Annotated in this window: 28 protein-coding genes and 1 tRNA gene; 12 read left to right on the plus strand and 17 right to left on the minus strand. The window is 70.1% G+C overall.

What is annotated here, in order from left to right; genetic code table 11:
* Positions 1 to 186 precede the first annotated feature (186 nt).
* From ACZ7OI_RS17605 to ACZ7OI_RS17630, 6 genes are all read right to left on the minus strand, one after another.
* Positions 187 to 537 carry a DUF6292 family protein gene (locus ACZ7OI_RS17605; RefSeq protein WP_470265972.1) on the minus strand — a complete coding sequence of 117 codons (351 nt, stop codon included), beginning with the start codon at positions 535 to 537 and terminating at the stop codon, positions 187 to 189.
* A 51-nt stretch (positions 538 to 588) separates the two neighbouring features.
* Positions 589 to 1083 carry a hypothetical protein gene (locus ACZ7OI_RS17610; protein ID WP_470265259.1) on the minus strand — a complete coding sequence of 165 codons (495 nt, stop codon included), beginning with the start codon at positions 1081 to 1083 and terminating at the stop codon, positions 589 to 591.
* Positions 1084 to 1193: 110 nt separating this feature from the next.
* The gene (locus ACZ7OI_RS17615; RefSeq protein WP_470265260.1) at positions 1194 to 2651 is read right to left on the minus strand and encodes a CYTH and CHAD domain-containing protein; all 1458 of its coding nucleotides are present in this window, start codon (positions 2649 to 2651) and stop codon (positions 1194 to 1196) included.
* Between the two features lie 19 nt (positions 2652 to 2670).
* Positions 2671 to 3795, minus strand: coding sequence for an NAD(P)-dependent malic enzyme (locus ACZ7OI_RS17620; RefSeq protein ID WP_470265261.1), 1125 nt, complete (start codon positions 3793 to 3795; stop codon positions 2671 to 2673).
* A gap of 40 nt (positions 3796 to 3835) precedes the next feature.
* On the minus strand, positions 3836 to 4648 hold the full coding sequence (locus ACZ7OI_RS17625) for a family 1 encapsulin nanocompartment shell protein (RefSeq protein ID WP_470265262.1): 813 nt from the start codon (positions 4646 to 4648) through the stop codon (positions 3836 to 3838).
* Entirely contained in the window at positions 4645 to 5208 is a 564-nt protein-coding gene (locus ACZ7OI_RS17630) for a hemerythrin domain-containing protein (RefSeq protein ID WP_470265263.1), read from the minus strand. The genes ACZ7OI_RS17625 and ACZ7OI_RS17630 overlap by 4 nt, the downstream gene beginning before the upstream one ends.
* 77 nt (positions 5209 to 5285) lie before the next feature.
* Here ACZ7OI_RS17630 and ACZ7OI_RS17635 point away from each other — a divergent pair, with 77 nt between their 5' ends.
* The 3 genes from ACZ7OI_RS17635 to ACZ7OI_RS17645 are packed head-to-tail and all read left to right on the plus strand — an operon-like array spanning position 5286 to position 7757.
* Positions 5286 to 5903, plus strand: a complete 618-nt coding sequence (locus ACZ7OI_RS17635; protein WP_470265264.1) for a UdgX family uracil-DNA binding protein — start codon at positions 5286 to 5288, stop codon at positions 5901 to 5903.
* Between the two features lie 43 nt (positions 5904 to 5946).
* The gene (locus tag ACZ7OI_RS17640; protein WP_470265265.1) at positions 5947 to 7137 is read left to right on the plus strand and encodes a zinc-dependent alcohol dehydrogenase; all 1191 of its coding nucleotides are present in this window, start codon (positions 5947 to 5949) and stop codon (positions 7135 to 7137) included.
* Positions 7134 to 7757: a diguanylate cyclase/phosphodiesterase gene (locus tag ACZ7OI_RS17645; protein ID WP_470265266.1), complete on the plus strand. Its 624-nt coding sequence runs from the start codon at positions 7134 to 7136 to the stop codon at positions 7755 to 7757. Before ACZ7OI_RS17640 ends, ACZ7OI_RS17645 begins: the two co-directional genes overlap by 4 nt.
* On the opposite strand, the gene nrfD is transcribed toward ACZ7OI_RS17645, so the two are convergent.
* The 7 genes from nrfD to ACZ7OI_RS17680 all read right to left on the minus strand — a co-directional run bounded on the left by nrfD (position 7754) and on the right by ACZ7OI_RS17680 (position 16029).
* A complete protein-coding gene (nrfD, locus tag ACZ7OI_RS17650; RefSeq protein WP_470265267.1) occupies positions 7754 to 8680 on the minus strand; it encodes an NrfD/PsrC family molybdoenzyme membrane anchor subunit in 927 nt (308 codons plus the stop codon). The genes ACZ7OI_RS17645 and nrfD overlap by 4 nt on opposite strands.
* The gene (locus ACZ7OI_RS17655; RefSeq protein WP_470265268.1) at positions 8677 to 9504 is read right to left on the minus strand and encodes a 4Fe-4S dicluster domain-containing protein; all 828 of its coding nucleotides are present in this window, start codon (positions 9502 to 9504) and stop codon (positions 8677 to 8679) included. Before ACZ7OI_RS17655 ends, nrfD begins: the two co-directional genes overlap by 4 nt.
* Positions 9497 to 12709 carry a formate dehydrogenase gene (gene fdh / locus ACZ7OI_RS17660; RefSeq protein WP_470265269.1) on the minus strand — a complete coding sequence of 1071 codons (3213 nt, stop codon included), beginning with the start codon at positions 12707 to 12709 and terminating at the stop codon, positions 9497 to 9499. Before fdh ends, ACZ7OI_RS17655 begins: the two co-directional genes overlap by 8 nt.
* Before the next feature lie 4 nt (positions 12710 to 12713).
* Entirely contained in the window at positions 12714 to 14468 is a 1755-nt protein-coding gene (gene selB, locus ACZ7OI_RS17665) for a selenocysteine-specific translation elongation factor (RefSeq protein WP_470265270.1), read from the minus strand.
* Positions 14459 to 15742 (minus strand): L-seryl-tRNA(Sec) selenium transferase, encoded by a 1284-nt coding sequence (gene selA, locus ACZ7OI_RS17670; protein WP_470265271.1) that lies wholly within the window; start codon positions 15740 to 15742, stop codon positions 14459 to 14461. Before selA ends, selB begins: the two co-directional genes overlap by 10 nt.
* The gene (locus ACZ7OI_RS17675) at positions 15735 to 15935 is read right to left on the minus strand and encodes a hypothetical protein (protein ID WP_470265272.1); all 201 of its coding nucleotides are present in this window, start codon (positions 15933 to 15935) and stop codon (positions 15735 to 15737) included. The genes selA and ACZ7OI_RS17675 overlap by 8 nt, the downstream gene beginning before the upstream one ends.
* Positions 15935 to 16029 (minus strand) — tRNA-Sec (locus tag ACZ7OI_RS17680). The genes ACZ7OI_RS17675 and ACZ7OI_RS17680 overlap by 1 nt, the downstream gene beginning before the upstream one ends.
* A gap of 45 nt (positions 16030 to 16074) precedes the next feature.
* Here ACZ7OI_RS17680 and selD point away from each other — a divergent pair.
* From selD to ACZ7OI_RS17720, 8 genes are all read left to right on the plus strand, one after another.
* Positions 16075 to 17070, plus strand: a complete 996-nt coding sequence (gene selD, locus ACZ7OI_RS17685; protein ID WP_470265273.1) for a selenide, water dikinase SelD — start codon at positions 16075 to 16077, stop codon at positions 17068 to 17070.
* Between the two features lie 113 nt (positions 17071 to 17183).
* Positions 17184 to 17639 carry a Na+/H+ antiporter subunit E gene (locus ACZ7OI_RS17690; protein ID WP_470265274.1) on the plus strand — a complete coding sequence of 152 codons (456 nt, stop codon included), beginning with the start codon at positions 17184 to 17186 and terminating at the stop codon, positions 17637 to 17639.
* Complete coding sequence (locus ACZ7OI_RS17695) at positions 17636 to 17887, plus strand: monovalent cation/H+ antiporter complex subunit F (protein ID WP_470265275.1); 252 nt, start codon at positions 17636 to 17638, stop codon at positions 17885 to 17887. Before ACZ7OI_RS17690 ends, ACZ7OI_RS17695 begins: the two co-directional genes overlap by 4 nt.
* On the plus strand, positions 17884 to 18183 hold the full coding sequence (locus ACZ7OI_RS17700; protein WP_470265276.1) for a cation:proton antiporter: 300 nt from the start codon (positions 17884 to 17886) through the stop codon (positions 18181 to 18183). The genes ACZ7OI_RS17695 and ACZ7OI_RS17700 overlap by 4 nt, the downstream gene beginning before the upstream one ends.
* Positions 18180 to 18416, plus strand: a complete 237-nt coding sequence (locus tag ACZ7OI_RS17705) for a Na(+)/H(+) antiporter subunit B (RefSeq protein WP_037810690.1) — start codon at positions 18180 to 18182, stop codon at positions 18414 to 18416. The genes ACZ7OI_RS17700 and ACZ7OI_RS17705 overlap by 4 nt, the downstream gene beginning before the upstream one ends.
* Positions 18413 to 19126 carry an MnhB domain-containing protein gene (locus ACZ7OI_RS17710; protein ID WP_470265277.1) on the plus strand — a complete coding sequence of 238 codons (714 nt, stop codon included), beginning with the start codon at positions 18413 to 18415 and terminating at the stop codon, positions 19124 to 19126. The genes ACZ7OI_RS17705 and ACZ7OI_RS17710 overlap by 4 nt, the downstream gene beginning before the upstream one ends.
* A complete protein-coding gene (locus ACZ7OI_RS17715) occupies positions 19123 to 19476 on the plus strand; it encodes an NADH-quinone oxidoreductase subunit K (protein WP_078870357.1) in 354 nt (117 codons plus the stop codon). Before ACZ7OI_RS17710 ends, ACZ7OI_RS17715 begins: the two co-directional genes overlap by 4 nt.
* Before the next feature lie 2 nt (positions 19477 to 19478).
* Complete coding sequence (locus ACZ7OI_RS17720; protein ID WP_470265278.1) at positions 19479 to 21260, plus strand: complex I subunit 5 family protein; 1782 nt, start codon at positions 19479 to 19481, stop codon at positions 21258 to 21260.
* A gap of 250 nt (positions 21261 to 21510) precedes the next feature.
* Here ACZ7OI_RS17720 and ACZ7OI_RS17725 read toward each other — a convergent pair whose 3' ends face one another.
* Entirely contained in the window at positions 21511 to 21702 is a 192-nt protein-coding gene (locus ACZ7OI_RS17725) for a DUF2795 domain-containing protein (protein ID WP_470265279.1), read from the minus strand.
* A gap of 72 nt (positions 21703 to 21774) precedes the next feature.
* On the opposite strand from ACZ7OI_RS17725, the gene ACZ7OI_RS17730 reads away from it, so the two are divergent.
* The gene (locus ACZ7OI_RS17730) at positions 21775 to 22134 is read left to right on the plus strand and encodes a VOC family protein (RefSeq protein WP_470265280.1); all 360 of its coding nucleotides are present in this window, start codon (positions 21775 to 21777) and stop codon (positions 22132 to 22134) included.
* A gap of 34 nt (positions 22135 to 22168) precedes the next feature.
* Here the strand turns inward: ACZ7OI_RS17730 and ACZ7OI_RS17735 are convergent, their stop codons facing one another.
* Genes ACZ7OI_RS17735 through ACZ7OI_RS17745 form a run of 3 tightly spaced genes read right to left on the minus strand, consistent with a single transcriptional unit; the run spans position 22169 to position 25260 of the window.
* Positions 22169 to 24043 carry an AMP-dependent synthetase/ligase gene (locus ACZ7OI_RS17735; protein WP_470265281.1) on the minus strand — a complete coding sequence of 625 codons (1875 nt, stop codon included), beginning with the start codon at positions 24041 to 24043 and terminating at the stop codon, positions 22169 to 22171.
* Positions 24009 to 24509: a flavin reductase family protein gene (locus tag ACZ7OI_RS17740; RefSeq protein WP_470265282.1), complete on the minus strand. Its 501-nt coding sequence runs from the start codon at positions 24507 to 24509 to the stop codon at positions 24009 to 24011. The genes ACZ7OI_RS17735 and ACZ7OI_RS17740 overlap by 35 nt, the downstream gene beginning before the upstream one ends.
* Positions 24502 to 25260, minus strand: coding sequence for an enoyl-CoA hydratase/isomerase family protein (locus ACZ7OI_RS17745; RefSeq protein ID WP_470265283.1), 759 nt, complete (start codon positions 25258 to 25260; stop codon positions 24502 to 24504). The genes ACZ7OI_RS17740 and ACZ7OI_RS17745 overlap by 8 nt, the downstream gene beginning before the upstream one ends.
* Positions 25261 to 25269: the final 9 nt, after the last annotated feature.

Here is a 25269-nt window from a genome sequence, read left to right on the forward strand (position 1 = left end):
TCCTCCTGGCTGCCGAAGGGAACGTGACTCGTGTAGTGCCATGGGGCGCATCGCGTTGCCGACGCTAATCATCCTTAGTGGACAGTGCCCGGCGTCGCAAGGCGAGCGGGCGGCGGACAGCGCGCTCGCCCGGGGCGCCGGGCAGCCGGAACGTCATGGCCGGGAGATACCCGCCCGGCGGCGAGATCAACCGGGCGGCCACCCGAATGGGGGCTCAAGTCGGCTCGCGCTGGCGCGGCAGAGTGTCGAGCTGCGCGGAACTGCCGACGGAACGAAGGGTCGGCGGCGCGAGCTGCCCGATGCGGTGATCGTCGGAGCGCACTGCGGTGACGAACCGGAGGAGCCGCGCGGGCGGCGGTGCCGAGACAGCGGAGACGATGCGGTCTTCGCCGGAATGGGTTTCGACCGCGGCCCGGGGTAACCCGGGAGGCAATCGTCGAGGGCGACGTACGCCGAGAGCGGCGGGCGCTGGTCGACGGTGCAGGATTCCTGGCCGACGCCGAGCGCCCGCGCGACCTCGGCCAGACAGTCGCGCAGCGCGGCGACGACGGCGTGCGGATGGCGGTCACGGGCGTTTCTCGAGGGCGATCAGCTTCCGGACCGCCAGCGCCCGCGCGGCGAGCGGTGGTCGGTGCGGCTGAGCACGCCCGCGGTGTCCCGGGTCCAATGGCCGCCGCGAGAATCAGTGAAGGACAGGCCGGGCACGGCGGCCGCCGAGTACAGGTCGTCCACCGGCATGGCGTCCTCGCCGAAGGGCAGCGCCCGGACGGCGGTCGCGCCGGGCGGGATGATCGCCAGCCGGGCGCGGTGCGGTTCGTCCTCGTCCGGCCTGGCGACCTCCAGCGTGCAGTCGAACACCGGTGCGTCGCCGCTGTTGTGCGCGCACAAGACGTAATCTTCTTCACGATCGTGCCGGGCGCCTTCGTCGAGCCACGCGGAGACCGACTGCGCCTGCTGCTCCTGCCGGACCTCCGCCTGGTCCTTCCGGTTGAGCAGCATGATCCACACATACGAGGCGAAGCCCAGCAGCGAGCCCGCGCTCCCGATCGCCGATACCCACGTCGCGGTCAGTTGTGATCCCATTTGCGGCGGGGTTCCCCGATCCGGGCGCGGCGAAACCGGATCCGGCAGAGGTTTAGACCTTGCGGCTACGGGGAAGAAAGCTCGCTTCCGCTGTCCTCAGTGGACAAAGCTCAGACCTTCAGCCAGCCCGGTCGCTTGCCCTTCCGCAGCGTGCGCCACTCCTCGGCGAACCTGTCCCGCAACCCGCTCGCCGCTGCTTCGTCGCGGCCGTAGAGGAGGCCGAAGGTGAACGTGTTCTGGTTCTCGCCGAAGCCGTCGATCGCGAAGTGCCGCAACGCTTCGCGGTCCACCACGGTGTCCTGGTGCTTGCCGAGCGTGCGTTGCACGGCCTTGACATTCTTGCGCCAGGTGCGCAGCTTCTTGCCGAACACCGGCCGGATGGCATCGGCGGCGTAACGGGCGCGTTTGGCCTTCTTCCGGACGTTGTGCAGCGCCTTCTCCAGCTCGGCGCCGCTGAGCCCCTCGGTCGCGGCGGTGGCCCGATACAGCTTCCGCGCGGTCTTGCGCATCGGTTTCCGCAAAGCCTTCTTGCCTGCGGGCCGGACCGTGTCGAGCAGTGCGGCGATCGACTGCAACAGGGTCACGTATCGAGTGCTGGACAAGGCTTCCGTCGCGCGGGCCAGCTCCGTGTGCGAGGTGCGGGCATAGTCGCGGGTCAGGTATTGCCGCAGCGGTCCGAAAACCAGCTCCGAGGGGACTTCGTCGAGACAAGTTTCGAGGCGGGCTTGGCTGACCTCGGCGTCCCGCGCGGGAGCGAGTTCGCCTCCCAGCCACTTCAGCTCCTCCGCGACCGCGTCGGCCTTCTTCTTGCCCACCAAGGGTTTGAACGTCTGCAGGGCGCTCCGCAGCTTCCGCGCCGCCACCCGCAGCTGGTGCACCGAATCGTCCGCCCCGACCCGGACTCCCAAGTCAGCGCGACGCAACCGCTCGAACTGCTCGCTCAGATACGCCGGCAAGACCGCACGCGATCCGCGCGCATCGCCGGTGTCCTCTCCGAGCAACCGCTGCAGTTTCGACGGCCACCAGGCGTTCTCGGCCCCGCGCTTGCGCAGACTGCGATCCAGCCGGTCGAGAAGCCCGGGAGCCGATTCCGGAGCGAGTTCGACGTCCAGCTCACGCCAGCGATCCAGCCGAAGCTCCTGCCCACCGAGGACTTCAGCGGTGACGTGGTCGTCCGCCAGCGTCGCCAGCGTGCGGCCGGACGCGTCGGTCAGACGGTGGACGAACCGGTCGGTCCGTACCTGCGCGACCGGACACAGCTTCCGGTCCAGCGTGAACGCGCGCACCAGCGTCGCGATCGGAGCGGGCACCTTGGCGTCCTCGCCGAGGGGAAACCGCAGTTCCTGGCCGGTGCCCGCGGAGAAGGGCAATCTCAGGCACCACCCGGTGCCGCTGCTTCTCAGCAGCATGATTCCCGCCCTGGCCAACCGGAAATCCTTGGTGTCGTAGTAGTCGGCCGCCAGCGTCTGCTCGGCGGGAGCTTCCTGAGTGATCCCCTTGCCCGCCAGCTGCGGCACCCGGGCTTTCAGGCTCAGCTCGTACTTTCGTTCGGACACAACGCTTTTCATTCCCCGCTCCTGATTCGGTTCAGTCGTTTTCCGCCGCGCCGCCGACGCCTTCGGCGATCGCGGGCACCAGGCCCTCGTCGAAGACGCTCGGCACGATGTGCTCCCGGTCGAGGTTGTCGCCGACTGTCGCGGACAGCGCGTGCGAGGCGGCGAGCAGCATCCGCGCGGTCACCCTCGGCGCGCCCGAGTCGAGCAGCCCGCGGAACATCCCCGGGAACACGAGGACGTTGTTGATCTGGTTGGGCAGGTCGCTGCGGCCGGTGGCGACGATCTCCGCGTGCTCGTGCGCGACGTCCGGGTCGACCTCCGGATCCGGATTGGCCAGCGCGAACACGATCGCCCGGTCGGCCATCCGGGCGAGGTCGTCGCCCTTGAGCAGGCCGCCGACGCTCACGCCGATGAAGACGTCCGCGTCGCGCAAGGCGTCTTGAAGGCTCCCCTGGGCCGCGTCGCCCCGGTTGGTGTTCTCGGCGAGCCACTGCTTCTCGCCGGTCAGATCGCGTTCGCCGTGCAGGACGCCCTCGCTGTCGCAGACGACGATCCGCTCCGCGCTGAAGTCCGCCTTCAGCAGGAGCCGGGCGATGGCGGACCCAGCCGCCCCGGCGCCGGAGATCATCACCGACGTGTCCCCCGGCGTGCGGTCGGTCAGCTTCAGCGCGTTGTCCAAAGCGGCCAGCACGGCTACCGCGGTCCCGTGCTGGTCGTCGTGGAAAACGGGGATGTCCAGCTCGTCGTGCAGCTGCCGCTCCACAGTGAAGCACCGGGGCGCGGCGATGTCCTCCAGGTTGATCGCGCCGAAGGACGTCGCCAGGTCCTTGGCGGTGCGCACGAGGTCTTCCGGGTCGCGGCTGACCGGGCAGATCGGCCAGGCGTCGACGTCGGCGAACCGCTTGAGCAGCGCCGCCTTGCCCTCCATCACCGGCAGCGCGGCGGCCGGGCCCTGGTCGCCGAGGCCGAGCAGCGCGGAACCGTCGGAAACGATCGCGACGGAATTGCCGCGCACGGTCTCGCGCGCCAGCACCGAGGGGTCCTCCGCGACGCGCTTGGCCAGCTCGGCGACGCCGGGCGTGTAGTGCTCGGCGAGGTCGTCGGCGTCGTCGAGCCGCACTCGGGTGGTGACTTGGATCTTTCCGCGACTGCTCATGGCAATCGGATACCCGGCGGCGCGGCGGAGGAATCCTGGGTCAGGCGAGGACGACCGCCGCGTCCGGCTCGGTCACGCGGAAGCTGAAGCTCTCCTCCAGGTACAGCGTGAGCGTCTCGGCGTCGTGGTGGCGGTAGCCGACCGAGAGATCCTGGCCGAGCTCCAGCACGAAGTCCCCGCCGGCAAGACTCAGCACGACCGCGCCGGTCAGCCCCGGCGTCCGCTTCACCCGGCCTCCGCCCAACGCCCGGCGAAGGTGGTCGAGCACGAGAAGGCCGCCGTGCTCGGTGGCCTCCACGATGCCTTGGTAGCCTTCAGGATTGATCGCCAGCGCGTACGGCCCTTCGATCCCGTTGCGCCGCAACGTGTCCACCGCGTTAGCCACCACATGCGGGTACCGTTCCGGATCGCTGCCCAGCGTCCCGTGGTCGTACGGGCTCGCCTCCGCGATGCCGGTGATCCCGGCGTCCGGCCAGCCGTGGAACACCGCGCGGTTCTCCAGCAGACCCACCTGGGCGGCGGCCTGGTCGAGGTCGTCGAACTCCAGGTCGTCGGCACCCCGCTCGGCGTCCTCCAGTTCCTTCCGCTCGACGGTGAACGGCACGCGCACCTCCACCAGCGGCAGCACCCGGCGCTGCCGCGCGAGGGTTTCGCGTTCCCGCGCGGTTTCCGGCGGCTCGACGCGCCGGGTCCGGCCGAGCGGCGTGGCCGAGTGCGTCCAGCCGTGCGGGCCTTCGACGTCGACCATCTTGCGGGCCGCGAGGTGGGTCGCCAGCCGCTCCCGTGCCTCGTCGTCGATCTGTTTCCAGCCCTCGGCCGGAATCGGCGCGAGTTCGCGCATCAGGTGGTTCATCGTGCTCCCTTCAGGCCGCCGATGCCCAGCGAACCGTCGTCCGGCGGGGTTTTCCCGGCTTTCCGTTCCTGTTCCTCGACATAGCGCTCCGGATCGACGTCCCCGGTGTCGACGCCCTTGCCGCCCTCGTGCTCGGCCTTGAACGCGAGGAACTTCCGGCCGAGTTCCTCGCGCAGGCCCGGATCGGCGTGCTTGCGGAAGTCGGCGAGCGCGTCGTCCTCCTCCTCGGCCATGTGCTCGCTGTTGGCGGTGCGGGCCTGCCGGACCGCCGCGTGCCAGGCCGCGCTGCCCGCCGGGTGCCGCCGGGTTTCGGCGACGGCGTCGCGGATGTCGTTGTGGTCGCCGACCGCGTCGAGCGTCTCGTCCTCGGCGTCGGCGCCGCGCCGGATCAGCTCGGGGTAGAAGACCGCCTCCTCGGCGGCCGCGTGCAGGTCCAGCAGGTCGGCGAGCGGCTCCCAGGCCCGCGCCAGCTCGTCCGGGCGCTCGAGGTCGTCCAGTTCCGCGAACGCCCGCCGGAACCGCTCGTGATCGTCGAGGATCAGGCTGGTGATGTCGGTCATGGCCCTCGACGTTAACCGGCCCGGCGGCGTCGCGCTCGTCGTGTTTGCGCGAGGCTTCTTGCGGGTAAAGGGTTCCGATGGTCTCGCGTCAGGAACCGGGAGCCGAGCCGCCGGACACCACCAGCCTCGACACTCTCCGCGAAGCGGCCCGCGATTGCCGCGGTTGCGGGCTGTACCGCGACGCCACCGCCACGGTTTTCGGCGCGGGCCCCCCACGCGCGGAGATCTTCGCGCTCGGCGAGCAGCCCGGCGACCAGGAGGACCGGCGCGGCGAACCCTTCGTCGGCCCCGCCGGAAAGCTGCTCGACCGGGCGCTGGCCGACGCGGGGTTGGAGCGCGATTCCTTTTATGTGACCAACGCGGTCAAGCATTTCAAGTTCCAGCTCCGCGGCAAACGCCGGATCCACGACAAGCCCTCGCGGTCCGAGGTCGTCGCGTGCCGGCCGTGGCTGGTCGCCGAACTCCAGGCGGTTCAGCCCCGGATCGTGCTGCTGCTGGGCGCGACGGCGGCGCAATCGGTGTACGGCAGCAGTTTCCGGCTCACCCGGCATCGCGGCGAGCAGCTGGATCCGCCGGAAGAGTTCGCCGGCCTGTTCGCCTCGGCGGTCGCCACCGTGCACCCGTCCGCCGTACTGCGCGCACCCGATCGCGACACGGCCTACGACGAGTTCGTCGCCGACCTGCGCGGCCTCTGACCTGCGGACGTTTGCCCGTCCCGGCAAGGGGAATCCGGCCGCCATGAAAGCAGTGACCTGGCACGGCAAGCGGGACGTGCGAGTCGAGGCCGTCCCGGACCCGAAGATCGAGGAGCCGACCGACGCCGTCGTGCGAGTGACCTCCACCGGCATCTGCGGTTCGGACCTGCACCTGTACGAGGTCCTCGGCCCGTTCATGACCGAGGGCGACATCCTCGGCCACGAGCCGATGGGGATCGTCGAGGAAGTGGGCAGCGGCGTGAGCGCGCTGAAGCCGGGCGACCGCGTGGTGGTGCCCTTCAACATCTCCTGCGGCCACTGTTGGATGTGCTCGCACGGGCTCCAGTCGCAGTGCGAGACCACCCAGGTCAAGGACCAGGGCAAGGGCGCGGCGCTGTTCGGCTACACGAAGCTCTACGGCCAGGTGCCCGGCGGGCAGGCCGAGTACCTCCGAGTCCCGCAAGCGCAGTACGGGCCGATCAAGGTGCCCGACGGCCCGCCGGACGAACGGTTCGTCTATCTGTCCGATGTGGTCCCGACGGCGTGGCAAGCCGTGGCGTACGCGGACATTCCCGACGGCGGCTCCGTCGTGGTCTTCGGGCTCGGCCCGATCGGCCAGATGGCCGCGCGGGTCGCGCAGCACCAGGGCGCGGGCGAGGTGATCGGCGTCGATCTCGTGCCCGAACGGCTCGCGCGGGCCCGCGCGCACGGGGCAACGACGCTGGATCTGCGCGACCACCGGCGGATCGGCGACGCGATCCGCGACCTCACCGGAGGCCGCGGCGCGGATTCCGTGATCGACGCGGTCGGCATGGAAGCACACGGCGCGCCGCTCGGGAAACTCGCGCACAACCTGGTCGCGCTGCTGCCGCAGGCGGTCGGCGCGAAAGTGACCGAGAAGGCCGGAGTCGACCGGCTGAGCGTGCTGTACGCGGCCATCGACAGCGTCCGGCGCGGCGGCACGATCTCGCTGTCCGGGGTGTACGGCGGGATGGCCGACCCGATCCCGATGATGGAGCTGTTCGACAAGCAGATCCGGCTGCACAGCGGGCAGGCGAACGTGCGCCGGTGGATCGACGACGTCCTGCCGGTGCTCACCGCGGACGGCGACCCCCTTGGCGTCGAAGGATTCGCGACGCACAAACTCCCGCTCAGCGAAGCGCCCCGGGCGTACGAAATGTTCCAGAAGAAGCTGGACGGCGCCCAGAAGATCCTGCTGGAGCCGGCGGCATGAAGGCCCCGCTGAAAACCCTGCGCAAGGCGGTCGCGAACCGGTCGCGGCTGCGGATCCCGGACCGCGCGTCCGACACCGAAACCGCCACGCTGCGGTATCTGCTCTACGGCATCCTCCCGGCCTGGTTCGTGCCCGGGCTGCTGGACTGGTGGCAGCACCGCCGCACCCGGATCGAGGACACCGCCGGCGTGCGGGAATCGCTGATCCACCTGCTGATGATGGCCGAGGTCGGGCTGCCGATCACGCTCGCGCTGCTGTGCGAGATCAACCCGCTCGTCCTCGCGATCATGGCCGCCACGATCGCCGCGCACGAGGCGACAGCGCTGTGGGACGTCAAGACGGCGGTGGACAGCGACCGCGAGGTGAAGCCGATCGAGCAGCACATCCACAGTTTCCTGGAGTCGCTGCCGTTCATGGGGACTGCCGCGATCGCTTGCCTGCATTGGAAGGACGTCCGGGAGCTGCTGGCCGCCGACGACCGGCGCAGCGCTTGGCGGCTGCAGCTCAAACGACGCCAGCTGCCGGGCGGTTATCTCGCGGGGATCGGGGCGGCGATCACCGCGCTGATCGCGGTGCCGTACGGCGAAGAACTGTGGCGATGCGTTCGGGCCGCTCGTTAACCCCCCGAACGCTTCTCCGCAAGCCGTTCCCGCTGCGGCACCACGATATACTTCGGGTCCTTTGTGGACTCGACACCGGCCGCGTAAACCCCGAACCGCGTGCACAACCCCGACGCCAGGTAAGCCGCCCCCGCAGCCACCCCCGCCGCGCGATGCTTCCGTGCGGCCAACGACAACGTCGCACCCGCCGCAGTAAGCACCTTGGCCGCCTTCAACAACCGCCCGGCCCGGCCGGTCCGATACGGCTCCGAAGCCAGCCCCAGACCGGTCTCCAAGTGATGCTCAGCAGCCAGCTCCGCGACAGCCCCGGCAAGCCCAGCCCGCACCACCGGCCCGTTTTCCTTCCGCGGCACCGAAATCAGCGCGATCCCGGCCCCGCTGGTCACCGCGCTTCCCGCGAACAGCACCGGCAGCGTCCCGTGCGCTTCGTGCCAGGACGGCGTCGCCGTGTCGGCCAGCAGCACCGCGGTGTACGTGCACATCGCCGGGCCCAGCACGCCCGCACCCGCTCCGGCCAACCGGCCGATTCGCGGGAAACGCCCGGTCACCGCGGTAAAAGCGGCCGCCGCGGCGAGGCCGGAGAACGGCGACAGGATCCACGACCCCACCGACAGCGGCGAAGTCGGCTTGAGCACGCGCAGCATGTTCAGGAACCGCGTCGGCTTGCCGAGGTCGTGGATCAGCGCGACGACACTGGCGATCGACCCGCCGGAAGCCGCGAGCCGGCCGACCTTGGCCAGCTCCGGACGGCCGGTCGCGTCGGCAAGGGCGGCCATCGACGCCGAAGCGCCGGCCGCGCCGCCGAGAAACAAGTACAGCGGGACGTCCGGCTGCTTCCAGGCGGGCTCCTTGAGAATCGGCCTGCCGTAGTAGGAACGGAACTCGGCGGGCTCGACCATCGCCCGTTCGCGCCGCGGGCTCATCGCCGCCGCCCCAGGAACGACACGACCAGCGCCGCCGCCACCCCGGCCGCGGTCGTCGCGGCGCGCTTCCACATCTGCGGAAGATCACGGGTCGTCACGACCGGGTCCGGCGGGAAGCCGTAGACCTCGGGTTCGTCCAACAGCAGGAAAAACGCGCCGTCGCCGCCGACCCCGTCCTCGGGATCGTGCCCGTAGAGCCGCGCCTCGGAAACGCCTTCCTCGTGCAGCGACGAAACCCTGGCGGCGGCGCGTTCGCGGAGTTCGTCCAGCTCGCCGAACTGGATCGAGTCGGTCGGACAAGCCTTGGCACACGCGGGTTCCATCCCAGCGCCGAGCCGGTCGTAACAGAGCGTGCATTTGAAGGCGCGGCCGTCGCTCTCGCGCTTTTCGATGACCCCGTACGGACACGCCGGAACGCAATAGCCGCACCCGTTGCAGATGTCCTGCTGCACCACGACCGTATCGAATTCGGTGCGGAACAACGCCCCGGTCGGACAGACGTCGAGGCAGGCCGCGTGCGTGCAGTGCTTGCAGACGTCGCTGGACATCAGCCAGCGCACGCCCGGTTCTTCCGGCTGCTGCTCCGGCGCCCCGACGGTCGGCATCCCGAGATCCACCGCGGGCTGTTCGATGAACGCCACGTGCCGCCAGGTGTTCGAGCCGAGGTCGCCGGTGTTGTCGTACGACAGCCCGAGCAGGTCCTGCCCGCCCGCCTCCGGGACGCCGTTCCACTCCTTGCACGCGACCTCGCACGCCTTGCATCCGATGCACACCGACGTGTCGGTGAAAAACCCCATCCGGGGCTGGGCGCCGTACTCAGCCATGGGCTCGCCTCCGGTACTCCGCCACGAACTCCAGCAGCGCCGGCCCGCGCGGCCGCCGTCCGGGACGGATGTCGCAGGTGGCCGCTTTGGCCTCCTGGATGTGCACGTTCGGGTCCATCACGATCGACAGCAGGTCGTTCGCCGCGTCGCCGCGCGACAGGCCGTTCGGGCCCCAGTGATACGGCAGCCCGACCTGGTGGACGGTGCGGCCGCGCACCTTGAGCGGTTTGACGCGGTCGGTGACCAGCACACGGGCCTCGATCGCGGTCCGGGCCGAGACGATGGTCGCCCAGCCGAGGTGCGCCAGCCCGCGTTCGGCCGCCAGCGCGGGCGAGACCTCGCAGAAGAACTCCGGCTGCAACTCGGACAGGTACGGCAGCGTCCGGCTCATCCCGCCCGCGGTGTGGTGCTCGGTGAGCCGGTAGGTGGTGAACACATACGGGTAGACCTCGCTTCGGGCCGGGTTGTACTGGTTCACCGGGCTGTCCAGCGTCTGCCGCACCGGCGATTCCTGCTGGCCGTACAGCGCGTTGGCGACCGGGCTTTCGAAGGGCTCGTAGTGCGTGGGCAGCGGTCCGTCGGCCAGCCCGGCGGGGACGTACAGCCAGGCTTTGCCGTCGGTCTGCATGATGAACGGATCGCGGCCGCTCAGCGCGTCCTGTGCCCGTGCCCCCTCCGGCGGCTGGTAGCCGGGCGGCTTGGTCGCCTCGAAATCCGGGACGTCGGGGCCGGTCCATTTGGCTTCCGAGGCGTCCCAGTAGACCAGCTTCTTGCGTTCGCTCCACGGCTTCCCGTCCGGATCCGCCGAGGCGCGGTTGTACAGGATCCGCCGGTTCGCCGGCCACGCCCAGGCCCAGCCGTTCGCGATCCAGTCCTGTTCGGACCCCGGCTGCCGGTTCGCGGCGTGGTTGTGGCCGTCGGCGCGGACGCCGCAGTAGATCCAGCAGCCGCACGACGTCGAACCGTCGTCCTTCAGCTGGGTGTAGGACGAGAGCGGGCCTTGAGGACCGTGGCCGTTGATCTCCGCGAGGACGGATTCCGCGCTAGGCTCGGCCGTCGGCCCCTCGGTCGGGTAGCTCCAGGCGAGGTCGCGGAGCGGGGCGTCTCTCGCATCGCCGCCGATGCGTTCCCGGATCAGCCTGCCCAGGTGGTAGTAGAACCACAGGTCGCTGCGGGCGTCGCCGGGCGGTTCGACCGCTTTGTGGTGCCATTGCAGCAGCCGCTGGGTGTTGGTGAAGCTGCCGTCCTTTTCGGTGTGCGCGGCGGCGGGCAGGAAGAAGACCTCGGTGCCGATCTCCTCGGGCTTGAGCTCGCCGGTCTCGATCTCCGGGCCGTTCTTCCAGAACGTCGCGCTTTCGATCAGCTGCAGGTCGCGGACCACCAGCCAGTCGAGATTGGCCAGCCCGAGCCGCTGGAACTTCCCGTTGGCCGAGCCGACCGCCGGGTTCTCGCCGACCAGGAAGTACCCCTTGCACTCCCCCGCGATCTGCTTCTGGACGGTCGCGTACGTCCCGTGGTCGCCGGTCAGCCTCGGCAGGTAGTCGAAGCGGAAATCGTTGTGCGGCTGGGCATTGTCGCCCCAGTACGCCTTGAGCAGGCTCACGGTGTAGGAGCGCATGTTGCCCCAGAAACCGGTCTTGCCCGCGTCGGCTTCGACGAAGCTGTCGAGGTCCAGGTGCTGGTGCGCGTGCGGCATCGGGATGTAGCCGGGCAGCAGGTTGAACAGCGTCGGGATGTCGGTCGAGCCCTGGATGCTGGCGTGCCCGCGCAGCGCGAGGATGCCGCCGCCCGGACGGCCGATGTTGCCCAGCAGCGTCTGCAGGATCGAGGCGGTGCGGATGTATTGCGCGCCGACCGTGTGGTGCGTCCAGCCGACCGAATACACCCACGCCGTGGTGCGGGCGCGGCCGGAGTTCGCGGTGATCGCCTCGGCGATTTCGGTGAACTGCTCGACCGGCAGGCCGCAGACGTCCGCGACCGCCTCGGGGGTGTAGCGGGCGAAATGCCGTTTGAGGACTTGGAAAACGCACCTCGGGTGTTGCAGGGTCTCGTCGGTCTTGGGCTTGGTTTCGATCGTCGCGCCGCCGCTGCCGTAGGACTCGGCGCGCGCGGAACTCTGGTGCTTCTCACCGCCGTGGTGCCCGCCCGGCTGGTCAGGGTCGCGGGCGCCGGCGGCTGGGGTCGCTTCAGCGTCCTCGTACGCCCAGGTCGAGTTGTCGTACTGGCGTTTTTCCGGGTCGAAGCCGGAGAACAGGCCGTCGAGGTCCTCGGCGTCGGCGAACTGCTCGGTCAGGATCGCGGCGGCGTTCGTGTAGGCCACGACGTACTCGCGGAAGTCAAGGTCGTGCTGCAGGACGTAGTTGATCAGGCCGCCGAGGAAGGCGATGTCCGAACCGGCCCGCACCGAGGCGTGCACGTGCGCGACCGCGCTCGTGCGGGTGAACCGCGGGTCGACGTGGATGATCTTCGCGCCGCGGGCCTTCGCCTCCATCACCCACTGGAACCCGACCGGATGGCATTCGGCCATGTTCGAGCCCTGGATGACGATGCAGTCGGCGTTGGCGAGGTCCTGCTGGAACGTCGTGGCGCCTCCACGACCGAAGGAGGTCCCCAGACCGGGAACCGTGGCGGAGTGTCAAATACGGGCCTGATTTTCGATCTGTATCGCGCCGAGCGCGGTGTACAGCTTCTTCATCAGGTAGTTCTCTTCGTTGTCCAGCGTCGCGCCGCCGAGGCTCGCGAAACCGAGCGTGCGGTTGAGCTTGCGGCCCTGGTCGTCGGCGTCCTGCCACGTTTCGGCGCGCGTCTTGAGCACGCGGTCGGCGATCATGTCCATCGCCTGGTCGAGGGACAGCCGCTCCCACTCGGTGCCGTACGGCCGCCGGTAGAGGACTTCGGTGACGCGGCTCGGGCTGGTCACGAGCTGTTTGCTGGCCGAGCCCTTCGGGCACAGCCTTCCCCGGGAAATCGGCGAATCCGGGTCGCCCTCGATCTGGGTGACCGCGCCGTCCTTGACGTACACCTTCTGCCCGCAGCCGACAGCGCAATACGGACAGATCGAACGGACTACCTTGTCGGCGTCCTCGGTGCGGGCGTGCCATTTCTCCGAACCGGCGGACTTGGCCGCCGAGGCGCGCGCAGTGCGGTCGGGACCGGCCAGCTGCCGGTACACCGGCCAGCTCTCGATCCACTGCCGCATGCCCACGCTGTCACGGTAATCCGTTCTCCGGGCGCTCGCAGCATGTCCGGCGGGTCCCGTCGCCGAGCGGTTCGGTGAGCCCGGCGGCGTCGAGATGCTCCAGCAGCGGGATCATCACGCGACGGGTGCTGTCCAACGCCTGCCGGGCCCGCGACACCGTGAACGGCTCCCCAAGCCCGGCCAGGACTTCCACCGCGCGTTGCGGCGCGTCCGGGCCCAGCACCACTCCGTCGGCGATCGCCCGCAACCGGCCTACGCGGACGGCGGCGGCCAATTCCCGTTTGCCCAGACCGAGTTTCCGCAGCTCGTCCGCTTCCGGTGCGCGGAACGGATGCTCGGCGAATCGCGCTTCGAGGACTTCGACGGCGTTCTCTACTTCAGCGGTCAACCCGGCACCGGGCTTGCGGACGAGACCGTCCTTGAGGGCCAGCCCGTCGCTGAGGACTGCCGGGACGAGTTCCGCGTCCGGCAGACCGAGCCGGTGCCGGAGCGCCTCGGCCGGGATTCCCGCCGCCAGCGGATGCTCACGGGTCCAGGCCGCGACCACCTCCGCGACCTTCGCTCGCAACCGGGCGAGGCGGGCCGGGTCGGCGTGCCACCCGCCGAGCCGCTCGCCCACTGCGGGCAGCCCCAGCGCGCGGAAGTCCTCGTGGCGCACGAAACCTTCGCGACGGAGGTAATCCCAGCCCGGTTCCACGGCGGTCAGCTCTTCACCCCGGGCTCGCGCGGCGCCGCGGCGCGCGAGCGACGGCGGCCGGACGTCCACCACGTCGAACCCGGCCGGGATCCGGTGCTCCCCCGGGTCGCGCAACAGCCCTCGGTCGCCCACCCGAAGCGGCAGCGGGTGCGCGAGCAGCAGCCGCGCGGTGTCCGGCCCGAGCGGACGAACCCGGGTGGGCACCGCTGCGGATCCGAAATGCAGCACGAGGTTCCGATGCAGCTCGCCGGACGGTGCGCCACGCAACCGGACATCGACTTCTGTCGCTGGACGCCACGCGCCCGGGGTCAGGAGGACATCGCCCCGGCCGACGGAATCCTTTGCCACGCCGCGCAAATTCACCGCGACCCGAGCCACTGCGGACGCACTTTCGCGCGGTTCGCCGAGGGCCTGCAGACCGCGGATCTGGACTCGGTCCTCGCCGAGCGTCAACTCGTCGCCGACCCTCAGCGTTCCGCCGCCGAGGGTTCCGGTGACCACCGTGCCCGCGCCCTTGATCGTGAACGCCCGGTCGATCCAGAGCCGGACGTCCGCGTCCAGATCCGGCGGCGGCAACCGGCTGGCCAGCTTGGCCAGTTGAGCTTGTAATTCATCGAGCCCTTCGCCGGTCGTGCCGCTGACGCTGGCCGCGGGCACCTCGCCGAGCGCCGTCGCCGCGATCTCCTCGAGCGCCGCCGCCGTCGCCTGGGACGGGTCGGCGCGGTCGGATTTGGTGACCGCGAGCAGGCCGTGCCGGACGCCGAACGCGTCCAGCGCCGCCAGGTGTTCCGCCGACTGCGGCATCCATCCCTCGTCCGCCGCCACGACGAACAGCGCAGCCGGGACCGGGCCGACACCCGCCAGCATGTTCGGCACGAACCGCTGATGCCCGGGGACGTCCACGAAGGCGAGTTCTTCGCCGCCCAGCCGGGTCCAGGCGAAGCCGAGGTCGAGGGTCAGGCCGCGGCGGCGTTCCTCGGCCCACCGGTCGGGCTCCATGCCGGTGAGGCGGCGGATCAGGGTGGATTTCCCGTGGTCGACGTGCCCGGCGGTGGCGATCACCCGCATCGGGAGACCGCCTCCCGGACCGTCGCGTCGTCCGCCGGGGGAACCGTCCGCAGGTCGAGCAGGCACCGGTCCCGCACGATCCGGCCGACGACGGCTGGCTCGCCCAGCCGCAACGCCTCCGCATACCGGGCCGGCAACGCGACCGCCGCGCTGGGCAGCTCAACGCCCGGCGCACCACCCCCACCGACAACCGCCGTCGAGTCCACTGCCTCGGCGTCCACCCCCGCCGAACGCAGCGACTGGGCCAGAGCTTCGGCACGCTCGTGGAGGCCCTCCGCGAGAAGCGCCGCCCGCACGGGCGGTTCCGGCCCGCGCAGGGTGGCTTCGAGCGCGGCGAGGGTCAGCTTGTCGACCCGGAGCGCACGAGCCGCTGGATGCCTCCGGAGCCGTTGCAGCAGTTCGGCATCTCCGAAAAGCAAGCCCGCCTGCGGACCGCCGAGAAGCTTGTCGCCGCTCGCGGTGACGACGTTCGCGCCGTCGGCCAGCGCGGTCGTGACGTCCGGTTCGTCCGGCAGCAGCGGATGCGGCGCGAGCAGCCCGGACCCCACGTCGGCGACGACCGGCACGCCGAGCCCGGCCAGTTCGGCGACGCTCGCTTCCGAGGTGAACCCGGTGACCCGGTAGTTCGAGGGATGGATCTTGAGCACGAATCCGGTGTCCGGACCGATGGCCGCCGCGTAATCGTCCGCCGAAGTCCGGTTGGTGGTACCGATTTCGCGCAACCGGGCACCGGTCGCGGCGAGCAGATCCGGGATGCGGAACCCGTCGCCGATTTCGACCAGCTCGCCGCGGCTGACCACGATTTCCTTGCCCGGAGCCAACGTCAGCGCGCACAGCAGCAAGGCAGCCGCGTTGTTGTTGACCACGTGCACCGCCTCCGCGCGCGGCACCGCCTCCGCCAGCGCCGCCAGGGTGCCGCGCCCGCGTTTCGCCCGTTCCCCGGTCTCGAGCGCGAACTCGACGTCGGTCGCACCGCCCGCCGCGACGATCGCGTCCAACGCGGCCGCGGAAAGCGGCGCTCGGCCGAGGTTGGTGTGCACGAGAACGCCGGTCGCGTTGAGCACCGGCCGCAGCGACGACACCGTCGCGGGCAGCCGGGCCACCACCTCCGCGACGACCTCGCCGGGCTCGATCTCGCCGTCCCGCGCCCGCTGCTGCGCCGCCGCGACCAGCGATTTCACCAGGTCGCGGCCCAGCGTCCCGGCGGCTTTCGCGATCCTCGGCTCGCCGAGCACCGCGTCGGTGCGTGGGATCGCTCGACGCGGGTTACCCATGACCGGCCCCTGTCACCGGCAACCGCGCCACGACAGCTTCGCCAGGCTCGAACTCCCCAGGCCTGCTCCGCTCAAGCACCGCCACACCCCACGACTTCACCACGCCCCGGCCAAGCCTCCCGGCGGCTTTCGCGATCCTCGGCTCGCCGAGCACCGCGTCGGTGCGCGGGACCGCCCGGCGCGGGTCACCCATGGCGGAGGCGGACGGGAATCGAACCCGCCAGCGGCAGGACCTGCCGCTCAACGGTGTTGAAGACCGCGCCGGTCACCAGGCCGGATACGCCTCCCTGGGGCATTCCGCCATCCTGCCAAGACCGTCGCGCCCCCGCATCATGAAAACCATGAGGCTGACCCAGTACGCCCACGGCGGCGGCTGCGCGTGCAAAATCCCGCCCGGAGAGCTGGAAACCATCGTCCGCGGCCTGTCCGGGGCCGTCCCGGAAAACCCGCCCGGCGAGCTCCTGGTCGGCCTCGACGACGGCGACGACGCGGCGGCCGTCCGCATCGCCGGGAACGTCGCGCTGATCGCGACCACGGATTTTTTCACCCCGGTCGTCGACGATCCGTACGACTGGGGCCGGATCGCCGCGGCGAACGCGCTGTCCGACGTCTACGCGATGGGCGGCGTCCCGGTGGTCGCGGTCAATCTCCTCGGCTGGCCTCGGGAAGTGCTGCCGTTCGAGCTGGCCGCGGAGGTGCTGCGCGGCGGCCTGGACGTCTGCGCCAAGGCCGGATGCCATCTGTCGGGCGGGCACAGCGTCGACGACCCGGAGCCCAAGTACGGCCTCGCGGTCACCGGCACCGCGGACCCGGAACGCTTGCTGCGCAACGATTCGGGCAAGCCGGGCACGCCGCTGACGCTGACCAAGCCGTTGGGGATCGGCGTGCTGAACTCGCGGCACAAGGCCACCGGCGAACGGTGCGAAGAGGCGATCGCCGCGATGACCATGCTGAACCGCGCCGCGTCGGCCGCCGCGCTGGAGGCGGGCGTGGTGTGCGCGACGGACGTCACGGGCTTCGGTTTGCTCGGCCACCTGCACAAACTGGCCCGGGCGAGCGGCGTCACCGCCCGGCTCGACCCGGCGGCGGTCCCCTATGTGGACGGTGCCCGGGAAGCGCTGCGCGACGGCTACGTCAGCGGCGGGACCCGCCGCAACCTCGACTGGGTCCGCCCGCACGCCGACCTGTCGCGGATCTCCGAGGACGAGGCCCTGCTGCTGGCCGACGCCCAGACCTCCGGCGGCCTGCTGGTGGCGGGCGAACTGCCGGGCTACCCGGTGATCGGCGAACTCGTGCCCCGCACCGGCCACACCATCGTCGTGGGCTGAGGTCCGTGAAGGGCTCCTTGAGGGAATTAGATTCCCTCAAGGAGCCCTTCACGGACCTGGAGCCGGTGGATTGGCCGGTCGCCGGAGTGGGTAGCCCCTGCCCGAGGTGAGACATGCGCGCTGCGACCGAGATTCCGCTGTGGTGGCTTGCCCTGACCGGGCTGTGGACACTCACGCTGTCCACCCCGTCGGCCCCGGAACTGATCGTCGGTGCCGCAGCCGCGGCGGTCTGCGCGGTCGCCGCCCGTTCCGCGCGCCGAGCGATGCGGGGTTCGTGGCAGGTCAAAGCCCGCTGGCTGACCTGGCTGGCCCCGCTCCCCAAAGCCGCAGTCAGCGAGTCTGTCGCCGCGCTGCGCACAGTCTTCCAACACCCCGTCGCCGGAAAGTTCGAGAAAGCCACCGTCCCCTCCGCACCTCGCGCGGAACACGAAGCACGGCTCGCCGTCGCGACGGTCGTCCTCGGCTGCACACCCGGGGCGATGGTCGTCGCGAGCCCGCCGGACAGCACGGACGTCGTCATCCACCGGCTGCTCCCCGGCTCCCCGACCCTCGATCGGGTGACGCGATGACGTGGCTCCTCCTCGCCGCGCTGCTCCTGATGGCGGGCGGCCTCGGCTCCGCGTTGTGGCTCGCCGCCCGGGGCACCGCGATCGAGCGCCTGGCCGGAATGCAATTCGCCGGCACCGTCACCGTCCTGACGCTCCTGCTGCTCGTCCAGGCGTACGGCCCGTCCAGCGCCGTCATCCTCCCCCTGACGCTGACCGTCCTCGCCTTCGCCGGGACGCTCGTCTTCGCACGGCTCCTGGGGACCCGATGACGCTCGCCGCCCAGATTCTCGTCTTCGCCGGGGTGTTCGTCATCCTCGCCTCCGCCGCAGGCCTGGTGCGCGCCAAGGATTTGCTCACCCGCCTGCACCTTCTCGCCCCGGCGACCACCCTCGGCGCGCCGCTGATCGGCGTCGGGCTCGTCCTGGTCAACGGCGTCCAGCTCGGCTCGGGCGCGATCCTCGCGACAGTCGTGCTGCTGGCGGTCACCAGCCCGATCCTGCAGTCGGCCACCGCCCGGCTCGAAGCCCGCCGCCGCGGCGAGATCGACGAGGATCTCCCAGCATGACGGCCGCCGTCCTGCTCGTCGCGCTCGCGCTGGTCGCAGTGGCCGGTTTCGCCGTCGTCGCGACGCACGACCCGAAACGGCAGGCGATCACGCTCACCGTGTTTTCCCTGTGCCTGACTGTGCTTTTCGTCGTGTTCCAAGCCCCGGACGTCGCGTTGTCCGAGCTCGCCGTCGGCGCGGCCATCGTCCCGCTTCTCGTCCTGCTGACCCTGCGGAAGACGGGCAAGCGATGAGGACCCGCGACGTCGTCGGCACCGCCGGGCTGATCGGGGCCGCCGCGCTGTTCGTCGCCGCGTTCGCCCGGATGCCGGCCGCCGGGGCCGCCGCTCACGCGTACCGGGATCTGGTGCTGCCCTGGGGTTTCCGGGAGGCCACCCCGAATCTGGTGTCCTCGGTCAACTTCGACCTCCGCGCGCTCGACACCCTCGGCGAGGAAACGATCGTCGCCGCCGCGGTAGTCGGCACGCTCGCCTTGCTGCAGCCGCCCAAGAACGAGCCGAAACCGGACAATGACGGCTATGTCCTGCCCGCGGTGAAGCTCGCCGGATTCCTGCTCCTGCCAGTCTCGGTGCTGCTGGGTCTCGACATCGTCCTGCACGGACACTTGACGCCAGGCGGCGGCTTCCAGGGCGGCGTCGTCCTCGCGACCGGCTGGCATCTGCTCTACCTCTCCGGCAGCTACGGCGCACTCGCCCGGCTGCGCCCGATCGACTGGTGCGAATACGCCGAAGCGGCGGCCACCGGCCTGTACGTCGTGACCGGTCTGATGGGACTGGCCGTCGGAGGCTCCTTCCTCGCGAACGTGGTGCCGCTCGGCCAATTCGGCTCGCTGCTCTCGTCCGGGACCGTTCTGGTGCTGAGCGTCCTGATCGGCATCGAGGTCGCCGCCGGGTTCGTCGTCCTGCTGTCGCGGTTCTTCGTGCACGGGCTGGAGGAACAGTGACCGGTGTCGTGTCGGCGGCCTGCTACGGCGTAGCGGCCTGGCTGTTGCTGCTCGGCTGCGCCGGGATCATGCGCAGCCGGCACCTCGTGCACACCGTGGTTTCGCTGTCGGTCGCGCAATCCGGCACCTACGTCCTGCTGCTGGCGATCGGCTATCAAGACCAGGCCACCGCCCCGATCGTGTCGCAGGGGCAAGCACAGCCGGTAGTCGACCCGATGGTGCAGGCCATGACGCTCACCGACATCGTCGTCTCGGCGACCATTACCGCGCTCCTGCTCGCCTTGACGCTGCAGATCTCGCGCCGCCACGGCACGGTCGACCCCGACGAACTGCGTGCGCTGCGCGGCTGACCATGACGACCCTGCCCGTACTCGCCATCGCCGTCCCGCTGCTGGCCGCCTGCCTGCTGCTCGGCCTCGGCGGCAAACTCCCCCGCGTCGTGGTCGACGTAACGGCCACGGTGACCGCCGCGGCGGTCTGCGTACTGTGCGTGGTCCTGCTGACCGCGGCGCACCACGACCGAGTGGTCACCTGGCTCGGCAGACAGGGTCCGGAGGGCACCCGCTCGGTCGGCATCGTGCTCGTCGCGGATGGGATGAACACGACTTTCGCCGCGCTGGCGGCATTCCTGACGGTCTGCGCGTTGCTCTACAGCTGGCATTACTTCGAAGCCGTCGAAGCCCGCTACCACGCGATGATGCTGCTCTTCCTGACCGGAATGCTCGGGTTCCTCTTCACCGGCGACCTGTTCACGCTGTTCGTGTTCTTCGAGCTGATGAGCGGCGTCGCCTACGCCCTCACCGGGTACCGGGTCGAAGAAGCGGACTCCGTGCAGGGCGCGCTGAACTTCGGCGTCGTCAACTCCCTCGGCGCGTACTTCACGCTGATGGGCATCGGCCTGCTCTACGCGCGCGGCGGCCAGCTCGGCCTCGCCCAACTGGGAGTCGCACTTGACGGACATCCGGCGGACGCACTCGTCATCGCCGCGTTTGTCTTGGTGTGCACCGGATTGCTGGTCAAAGCCGCGACCGTGCCGTTCCACTTCTGGCTCGCCGACGCGCATGCCGTCGCGCCGACGCCGGTGTGCGTGCTGTTCTCCGGCGTCATGGTCGAACTCGGACTCTACGGCGTGCTCCGCGTCCGCACGACGGTCTTCGGCTCGGTGCTCGACGACGCGACCGTCAGCCGGATCTTCCTCACCGCCGGGATCGCCAGCGCGGTGCTCGGCGCGGTGCTCTGCTTCACCCAGCGACATCTCAAACGCCTGCTGGCCTACTCGACCATCGCCCACATCGGACTGTTCCTTTGTGGACTGTCCGCCACCGGCGGCGAGGCGACGGCCGCGTTCGTCCTCTCGGTGCTCGGGCACGCCGGAGCCAAAGGCGCGCTCTTCCTCCTGACCGGAGTGCTTAAGGACCGCTACGGCAGTGTCGACGAGGACGATCTCTTCGGCCGCGCAACGCATTCGCGGACGGAAGCCGTGCTGTTCCTGATCGCCGCAGCCGCGCTCGCCGGACTGCCGCCCTTCGGCCTGGCGCTGGGCAAAGACGCCGCCGAGCGCGCAGGACCGGGCTGGCTCATGATCGTGTTCGCAGTGATTTCCGCGGTCACCGCCGCAGCAGTGCTGCGAGCCGGGCTGCGAGTCTACTTCGGACTCGGCAGGCCGCCCGCCGACGATTCCGCCGACACGACCACCGGTTCCGGCGAGGAACCCGAGACCGGCCGGCCGATCCAGCGCACCCCGGTGCCGATGCTCGCCGCCATCGTCGTCCTGCTCGGTTTCGCGCTGGCCGCCGGAATCGTTCCGTGGATCCGTGACGTCGCAGCGGCGGCCGGAGCGCAAGCGGTCGACCGCGCGGGCTATCTGCACGATGTCCTGCCTATGCTGCCGCCGTCCTCTCCGACAACGGGGTCTGAGCTCTCCTGGACCGGCCCCGGCCTGCTGTCCGCCGCGGTAACCGCCCTGCTCACCCTCGGCGCCGCAGCCTTCGCGTTGTGGTCGCGGCACCGGGCCCCGAAACCAGTGCACGAGGCCCTGACCGTCTTGCATCGCGCGCATTCCGGCCAGGTCGGCGACTACGTGGCCTGGTTGCTCGCGGGCGTCGCCGTGCTCGCCGGGCTGGTCTGGCTCTGACCTCGCCGGGTTACCCGGACGGCGGTCCGTGACGGCGGCCGCGGTGCTGCCGAGCCGCCGGCTGCAGACGCAGATGTTCTGGGTGCACGCCGAGAACGGCAAAATCGTGCTCAACACCGAGACTCACCGGGCGAAGTACCGCAACGTCGCCCGCGACGACCGGATCACCGTCCTCATCCGCGACGAGCAGGACCCCCTACCGCTGCGCGGAGGTCCGCGGGCGCGAGACCGGCGAACAGGCCCGTCGTCGTCACGAATGCGGATCGAGGTCTTCGCCGAGCAGCCGGTGCACCGCCTCGACATTCTCGTACCGCTGCTCGGGCAGCTTGCCGAGATGGCCGATCACGTCGTCGCCCGCGCCCTTCGCGGCGGCCCGGCGGAGGAGCTCTTCGCGCTCGCACGGGTACCCGACTTCCGTCAAAAACTCCCGGACGTCCGACATGGCGCTCCCTTCCTCGGGTTCTCCCTCCGCATACCCGCCCGGTCCCGGATCAATGCGAGCTACGCTCGACTGGTGAACGACTCCCCGAAGCCGGCCAAGATCGGGAACGTGCTGCACCCGGTCGCCGATGTCAGCTCAGCCGTGCGGTTCTACGCCGAGACCTTCGGCCTGCCGACGAAATTCGTCGACGGCGACCGTTACGCCGCCCTCGACGCGGGAGGCACGACGCTCGCCCTCGCCGGCCCGGACGAGGACGTCACCGACGGCGTGCCTGCCGCGTCGTTCAAGGTGCCCGACGTGGCCGCCGCACTGTCCGCATTGGTCGCTGGCGGCGGAACCGTTGTGCGGCAACCGGAACAAGGACCGCACGAGGTCCGGGCGGTGGCGCGCGATCCTTGGGGCAACACTGTCGTGGTTTACGGACCGCAGTAGCTGCTGAGAGGCGGGAGCAGGACCCGCCCCTTCCCTAGCGCGGCCTCCGTACGTGATCCGCGATCGCCGCGTCGTCGTCCACGCCGTACATCTCGCTGATCAATCCCGCGAACGAATCCACCACAGCCGCGCGTTTCACCTTCCCGTTCGCCGTCCGCTCGCCGCGTGAAGCCGCCAACGGCCGCGGCAGCACCCGGAAGTCCTTCAGCTGCTCCACCCGCGCGAGGTCGGCGTTGACCCGGTCCAGCTCCTCCCTGAGCCGACCAGCCAGCTCCGCACCGGCGGCAGCGCCCGGTTCGATGAGGACAGTCAGATACTTCCGCCCGTCCCCGACCACGATCGCTTCCTCGATCAGCGAACTCTCCCGCAGCCGGATCTCGATCGGTTGCGGATCGACTGTCTTGCCGCCCCGGGTGATGATCACGTCCTTCTTCCGGCCGATCAGCCGGATGTCCCCTTCGGACGTCCGCTCCATCAGGTCGCCGGTGCGGAACCAGCCGTCCTCGAACACCGCTTCGGTTTCCTCGGGATTCCGCCAGTACCCGCTGAACAGCAGCGGCGCGCGGAGCAGCATTTCACGGTCGTCGGCCAGTTTCACCTGGAAACGCGGGTCCGGGAACTCCCGGCCGATCCGTCCCGGGCGCGGGAACGGCTGGCCGAACTGCCCGATGGGACAGCCGCCGGTCTCGGTGAGCCCGTAGTTCTCGCGCAGGTCGAGTCCCCAGATCTGCCACAGCGCCACGACACTCTCCGGCATGGCTGCCGAAGCCGTCCACGCGACGCGCAGCCGGTCCATGCCGTGACTCGCCCGCAGCGGAACGAAAACTCCGCGAACCGCGGCGGCGTAAAGGATTCTCAACAGCACAGAGGCACGGCTGTCGGACCAGCGCCGCTCAGCCATCCGGCGACCGACGCGCATCGCGATCCGGTAAGCGAGACGCCGGATTCCGGTCCAGGACTCAGCTTGCGCGATAAGCTCAGCAGCGAGCTTCTCGTAGAAGCGAGGCGGCCAGAGCACGACTGTCGGCCGTACCGCGCGCAGTACCTCGCCGTACTCCTCGATGGGGCAGAAAGTCACGACGAGCCGAGTGTGCAGCGGGGTGAAGACGAGCAGCACCGCCGGCGCCACATGCGCCAGCGGGAGAAAGCCGACCACGTCGTGCCGCGTGGTCCGGCTCTCCGGGTACAGGCCGATGACACTTTGGATCGCGTGCTGGAGCGTGCGGTGCGAATGCGTCACGCCCTTGGGAACGCCGGTGGAACCTGAGGTGTAGAAGAGGACGGCCGGGTCGTCGAGCGTCGTGGCGGCGATCAGCTCGGCCAAGGAGCCCGATTCGCCGGACGAGCGAAGGTCGTCCCACGTCACACCGGTGATCCCCTCCGGCAGATCCGGCGGCACGGCGTCGATTCCGGCGACGAGCCGCAGATCCGGGGTGTTCCCGGCGATCTTCGCGACCTTGGCGAGTTCCGTTTCCGTCTCGCCGACGAACGCGACCGCCTCGCTGTGCACGAGAACCTGCTCGATCTCCGCGGGCGAGTTGGTCGGATACACGCCGATCACCACGCCGCCGATGCTCTGCACGGCCAGCGCGGCGAACACCCATTCCGGCCGCGCGCTGCTCATCACCGCGACCCGATCTCCGTGCCGGACACCTTGTACGACAAGGCCGAGCGCCAGTTCGCGTACCCGTTCCAGGTACCTCCGCCAGGTGATCACCTGCACGGCCCCGCCGCGCGAATACCGCAGCGCGACGGCCTCAGGCTCTCGGCGAGCGCGGTCGAGCAGCAGACCCGGCAGCGTCCGCTCCGGTTCGAACTCGGTCAGCTCCATGTCCCGGCCTTTCTTCCCGCCGCAAGCCCAGATCCGGCGGCGCTCACGCGGCACGCTCGCCGAGGTGGAGGAAGTCACCTCGGTACCACGCCACCGGTTTGCCGTCGCCGGTCCGCGCCTCGCGCACCCGGCCGATGAGGATCACATGGTCCCCGCCGGGCACGGCCTGCTCCAATTCACAGTGCAGGACGGCCGCCGCGTCCGGCAGGAGCGGATGACCCAGCTCGTCGAACTCGAAGCTCCCGTACGCGAATTTGTTCTCGCCTTTCGTCGCGAACCTCGTCGCCAGCTCGGCGTGCGACGGCGTCACCACGTTCACGACAAACCGTTCTGCGGCCAGGAAAACCGGGAAGCAGGTCGCGCCCCGGTCAAGACACACCAGCACCAGCGGCGGATCGAGCGAGAGCGATGCGAAGGAACTCGCGGTGAATCCGTGCAACGTCCCGTCCTCGCTCCGGGTCGTCACGATCGTGACGCCGGACGGAAAACGGGACAGCGCCGAACGGAAAACGGCCGGGTCCAGATCGTGCGATACGTCAGCCATTCCATGCCTCCCGGGCAGCTCGTGCGGCAGGGTCGTTGAAAACTGTTCGCGCGTCGGCGGCCGTGACCTGCACCTGTTTCTCGTCCGGCCATGCCGCCGTCTCCTGGAGCAGCGCGACTTTCAAGGCCGCGAACACCGCTGGCGGTTTCGCCGCCGCCGTGCGCGCCCGCGCCGACGCGACCTCCAGCAACTCCCCCGGCTCAACCACTTCGTCGACAATGCCCAGCGCCTTCGCCTCGAACGCGTCGACGGATTCTCCGCCCAGCAACAACCGCCGGGCAGCGCGGTCGCCTAACACCTCGCGCACCCGGGCGATTCCTTTCACCGCAGGCAACATCCCGTGGTCGACCTCGGGGAAAACGAAGCGTGCCTGCGCCGACGCGTAAACGACATCGGCGAACAACGCCATTTCGATCCCGCCGCCGACGCACCAGCCGTTCACCGCGCACACCAACGGCCGGGGAAACTTTTCCAGCGCGCAGAGCAATGCGTGAAACGACGTCATCCGCTCGACCATCGATTCGGCGTCGTAGCCGACTGCTTCCTTGAGATCGCCGCCAGCACAGAAGAACCGATCACCCGCACCGGTCAAGACGACGGCGGGACCGCCGGCGAGGTCTTCCAGGATCGTGGTCAGCCCGCGGATGAGCGCGTCGCTGAGCGCGTTCGCGGGCGGGTGGCTCAGGGTCAAGACCACCACGCCGTCCGCTTCATCGGACACCTGGACAGCGCTGAGCGAGGCAGTGGTCATGTCGCCTCC

The sequence above is a fragment of the Amycolatopsis sp. NPDC114503 genome (genome assembly GCF_055633655.1).

Coding starts and splice junctions, on each gene's coding strand:
- ACZ7OI_RS17610 (WP_470265259.1), bottom strand. CDS start 1,083: ATGGGATCACAACTGACCGCGACGTGGGTATCGGCGATCGGGAGCGCG.
- ACZ7OI_RS17615 (WP_470265260.1), bottom strand. CDS start 2,651: ATGAAAAGCGTTGTGTCCGAACGAAAGTACGAGCTGAGCCTGAAAGCC.
- ACZ7OI_RS17620 (WP_470265261.1), bottom strand. CDS start 3,795: ATGAGCAGTCGCGGAAAGATCCAAGTCACCACCCGAGTGCGGCTCGAC.
- ACZ7OI_RS17625 (WP_470265262.1), bottom strand. CDS start 4,648: ATGAACCACCTGATGCGCGAACTCGCGCCGATTCCGGCCGAGGGCTGG.
- ACZ7OI_RS17630 (WP_470265263.1), bottom strand. CDS start 5,208: ATGACCGACATCACCAGCCTGATCCTCGACGATCACGAGCGGTTCCGG.
- ACZ7OI_RS17635 (WP_470265264.1), top strand. CDS start 5,286: ATGGTCTCGCGTCAGGAACCGGGAGCCGAGCCGCCGGACACCACCAGC.
- ACZ7OI_RS17640 (WP_470265265.1), top strand. CDS start 5,947: ATGAAAGCAGTGACCTGGCACGGCAAGCGGGACGTGCGAGTCGAGGCC.
- ACZ7OI_RS17645 (WP_470265266.1), top strand. CDS start 7,134: ATGAAGGCCCCGCTGAAAACCCTGCGCAAGGCGGTCGCGAACCGGTCG.
- nrfD (WP_470265267.1), bottom strand. CDS start 8,680: ATGAGCCCGCGGCGCGAACGGGCGATGGTCGAGCCCGCCGAGTTCCGT.
- ACZ7OI_RS17655 (WP_470265268.1), bottom strand. CDS start 9,504: ATGGCTGAGTACGGCGCCCAGCCCCGGATGGGGTTTTTCACCGACACG.
- selB (WP_470265270.1), bottom strand. CDS start 14,468: ATGCGGGTGATCGCCACCGCCGGGCACGTCGACCACGGGAAATCCACC.
- selA (WP_470265271.1), bottom strand. CDS start 15,742: ATGGGTAACCCGCGTCGAGCGATCCCACGCACCGACGCGGTGCTCGGC.
- ACZ7OI_RS17675 (WP_470265272.1), bottom strand. CDS start 15,935: ATGGGTGACCCGCGCCGGGCGGTCCCGCGCACCGACGCGGTGCTCGGC.
- selD (WP_470265273.1), top strand. CDS start 16,075: ATGAAAACCATGAGGCTGACCCAGTACGCCCACGGCGGCGGCTGCGCG.
- ACZ7OI_RS17690 (WP_470265274.1), top strand. CDS start 17,184: ATGCGCGCTGCGACCGAGATTCCGCTGTGGTGGCTTGCCCTGACCGGG.
- ACZ7OI_RS17695 (WP_470265275.1), top strand. CDS start 17,636: ATGACGTGGCTCCTCCTCGCCGCGCTGCTCCTGATGGCGGGCGGCCTC.
- ACZ7OI_RS17700 (WP_470265276.1), top strand. CDS start 17,884: ATGACGCTCGCCGCCCAGATTCTCGTCTTCGCCGGGGTGTTCGTCATC.
- ACZ7OI_RS17705 (WP_037810690.1), top strand. CDS start 18,180: ATGACGGCCGCCGTCCTGCTCGTCGCGCTCGCGCTGGTCGCAGTGGCC.
- ACZ7OI_RS17710 (WP_470265277.1), top strand. CDS start 18,413: ATGAGGACCCGCGACGTCGTCGGCACCGCCGGGCTGATCGGGGCCGCC.
- ACZ7OI_RS17720 (WP_470265278.1), top strand. CDS start 19,479: ATGACGACCCTGCCCGTACTCGCCATCGCCGTCCCGCTGCTGGCCGCC.
- ACZ7OI_RS17725 (WP_470265279.1), bottom strand. CDS start 21,702: ATGTCGGACGTCCGGGAGTTTTTGACGGAAGTCGGGTACCCGTGCGAG.
- ACZ7OI_RS17740 (WP_470265282.1), bottom strand. CDS start 24,509: ATGGCTGACGTATCGCACGATCTGGACCCGGCCGTTTTCCGTTCGGCG.
- ACZ7OI_RS17745 (WP_470265283.1), bottom strand. CDS start 25,260: ATGACCACTGCCTCGCTCAGCGCTGTCCAGGTGTCCGATGAAGCGGAC.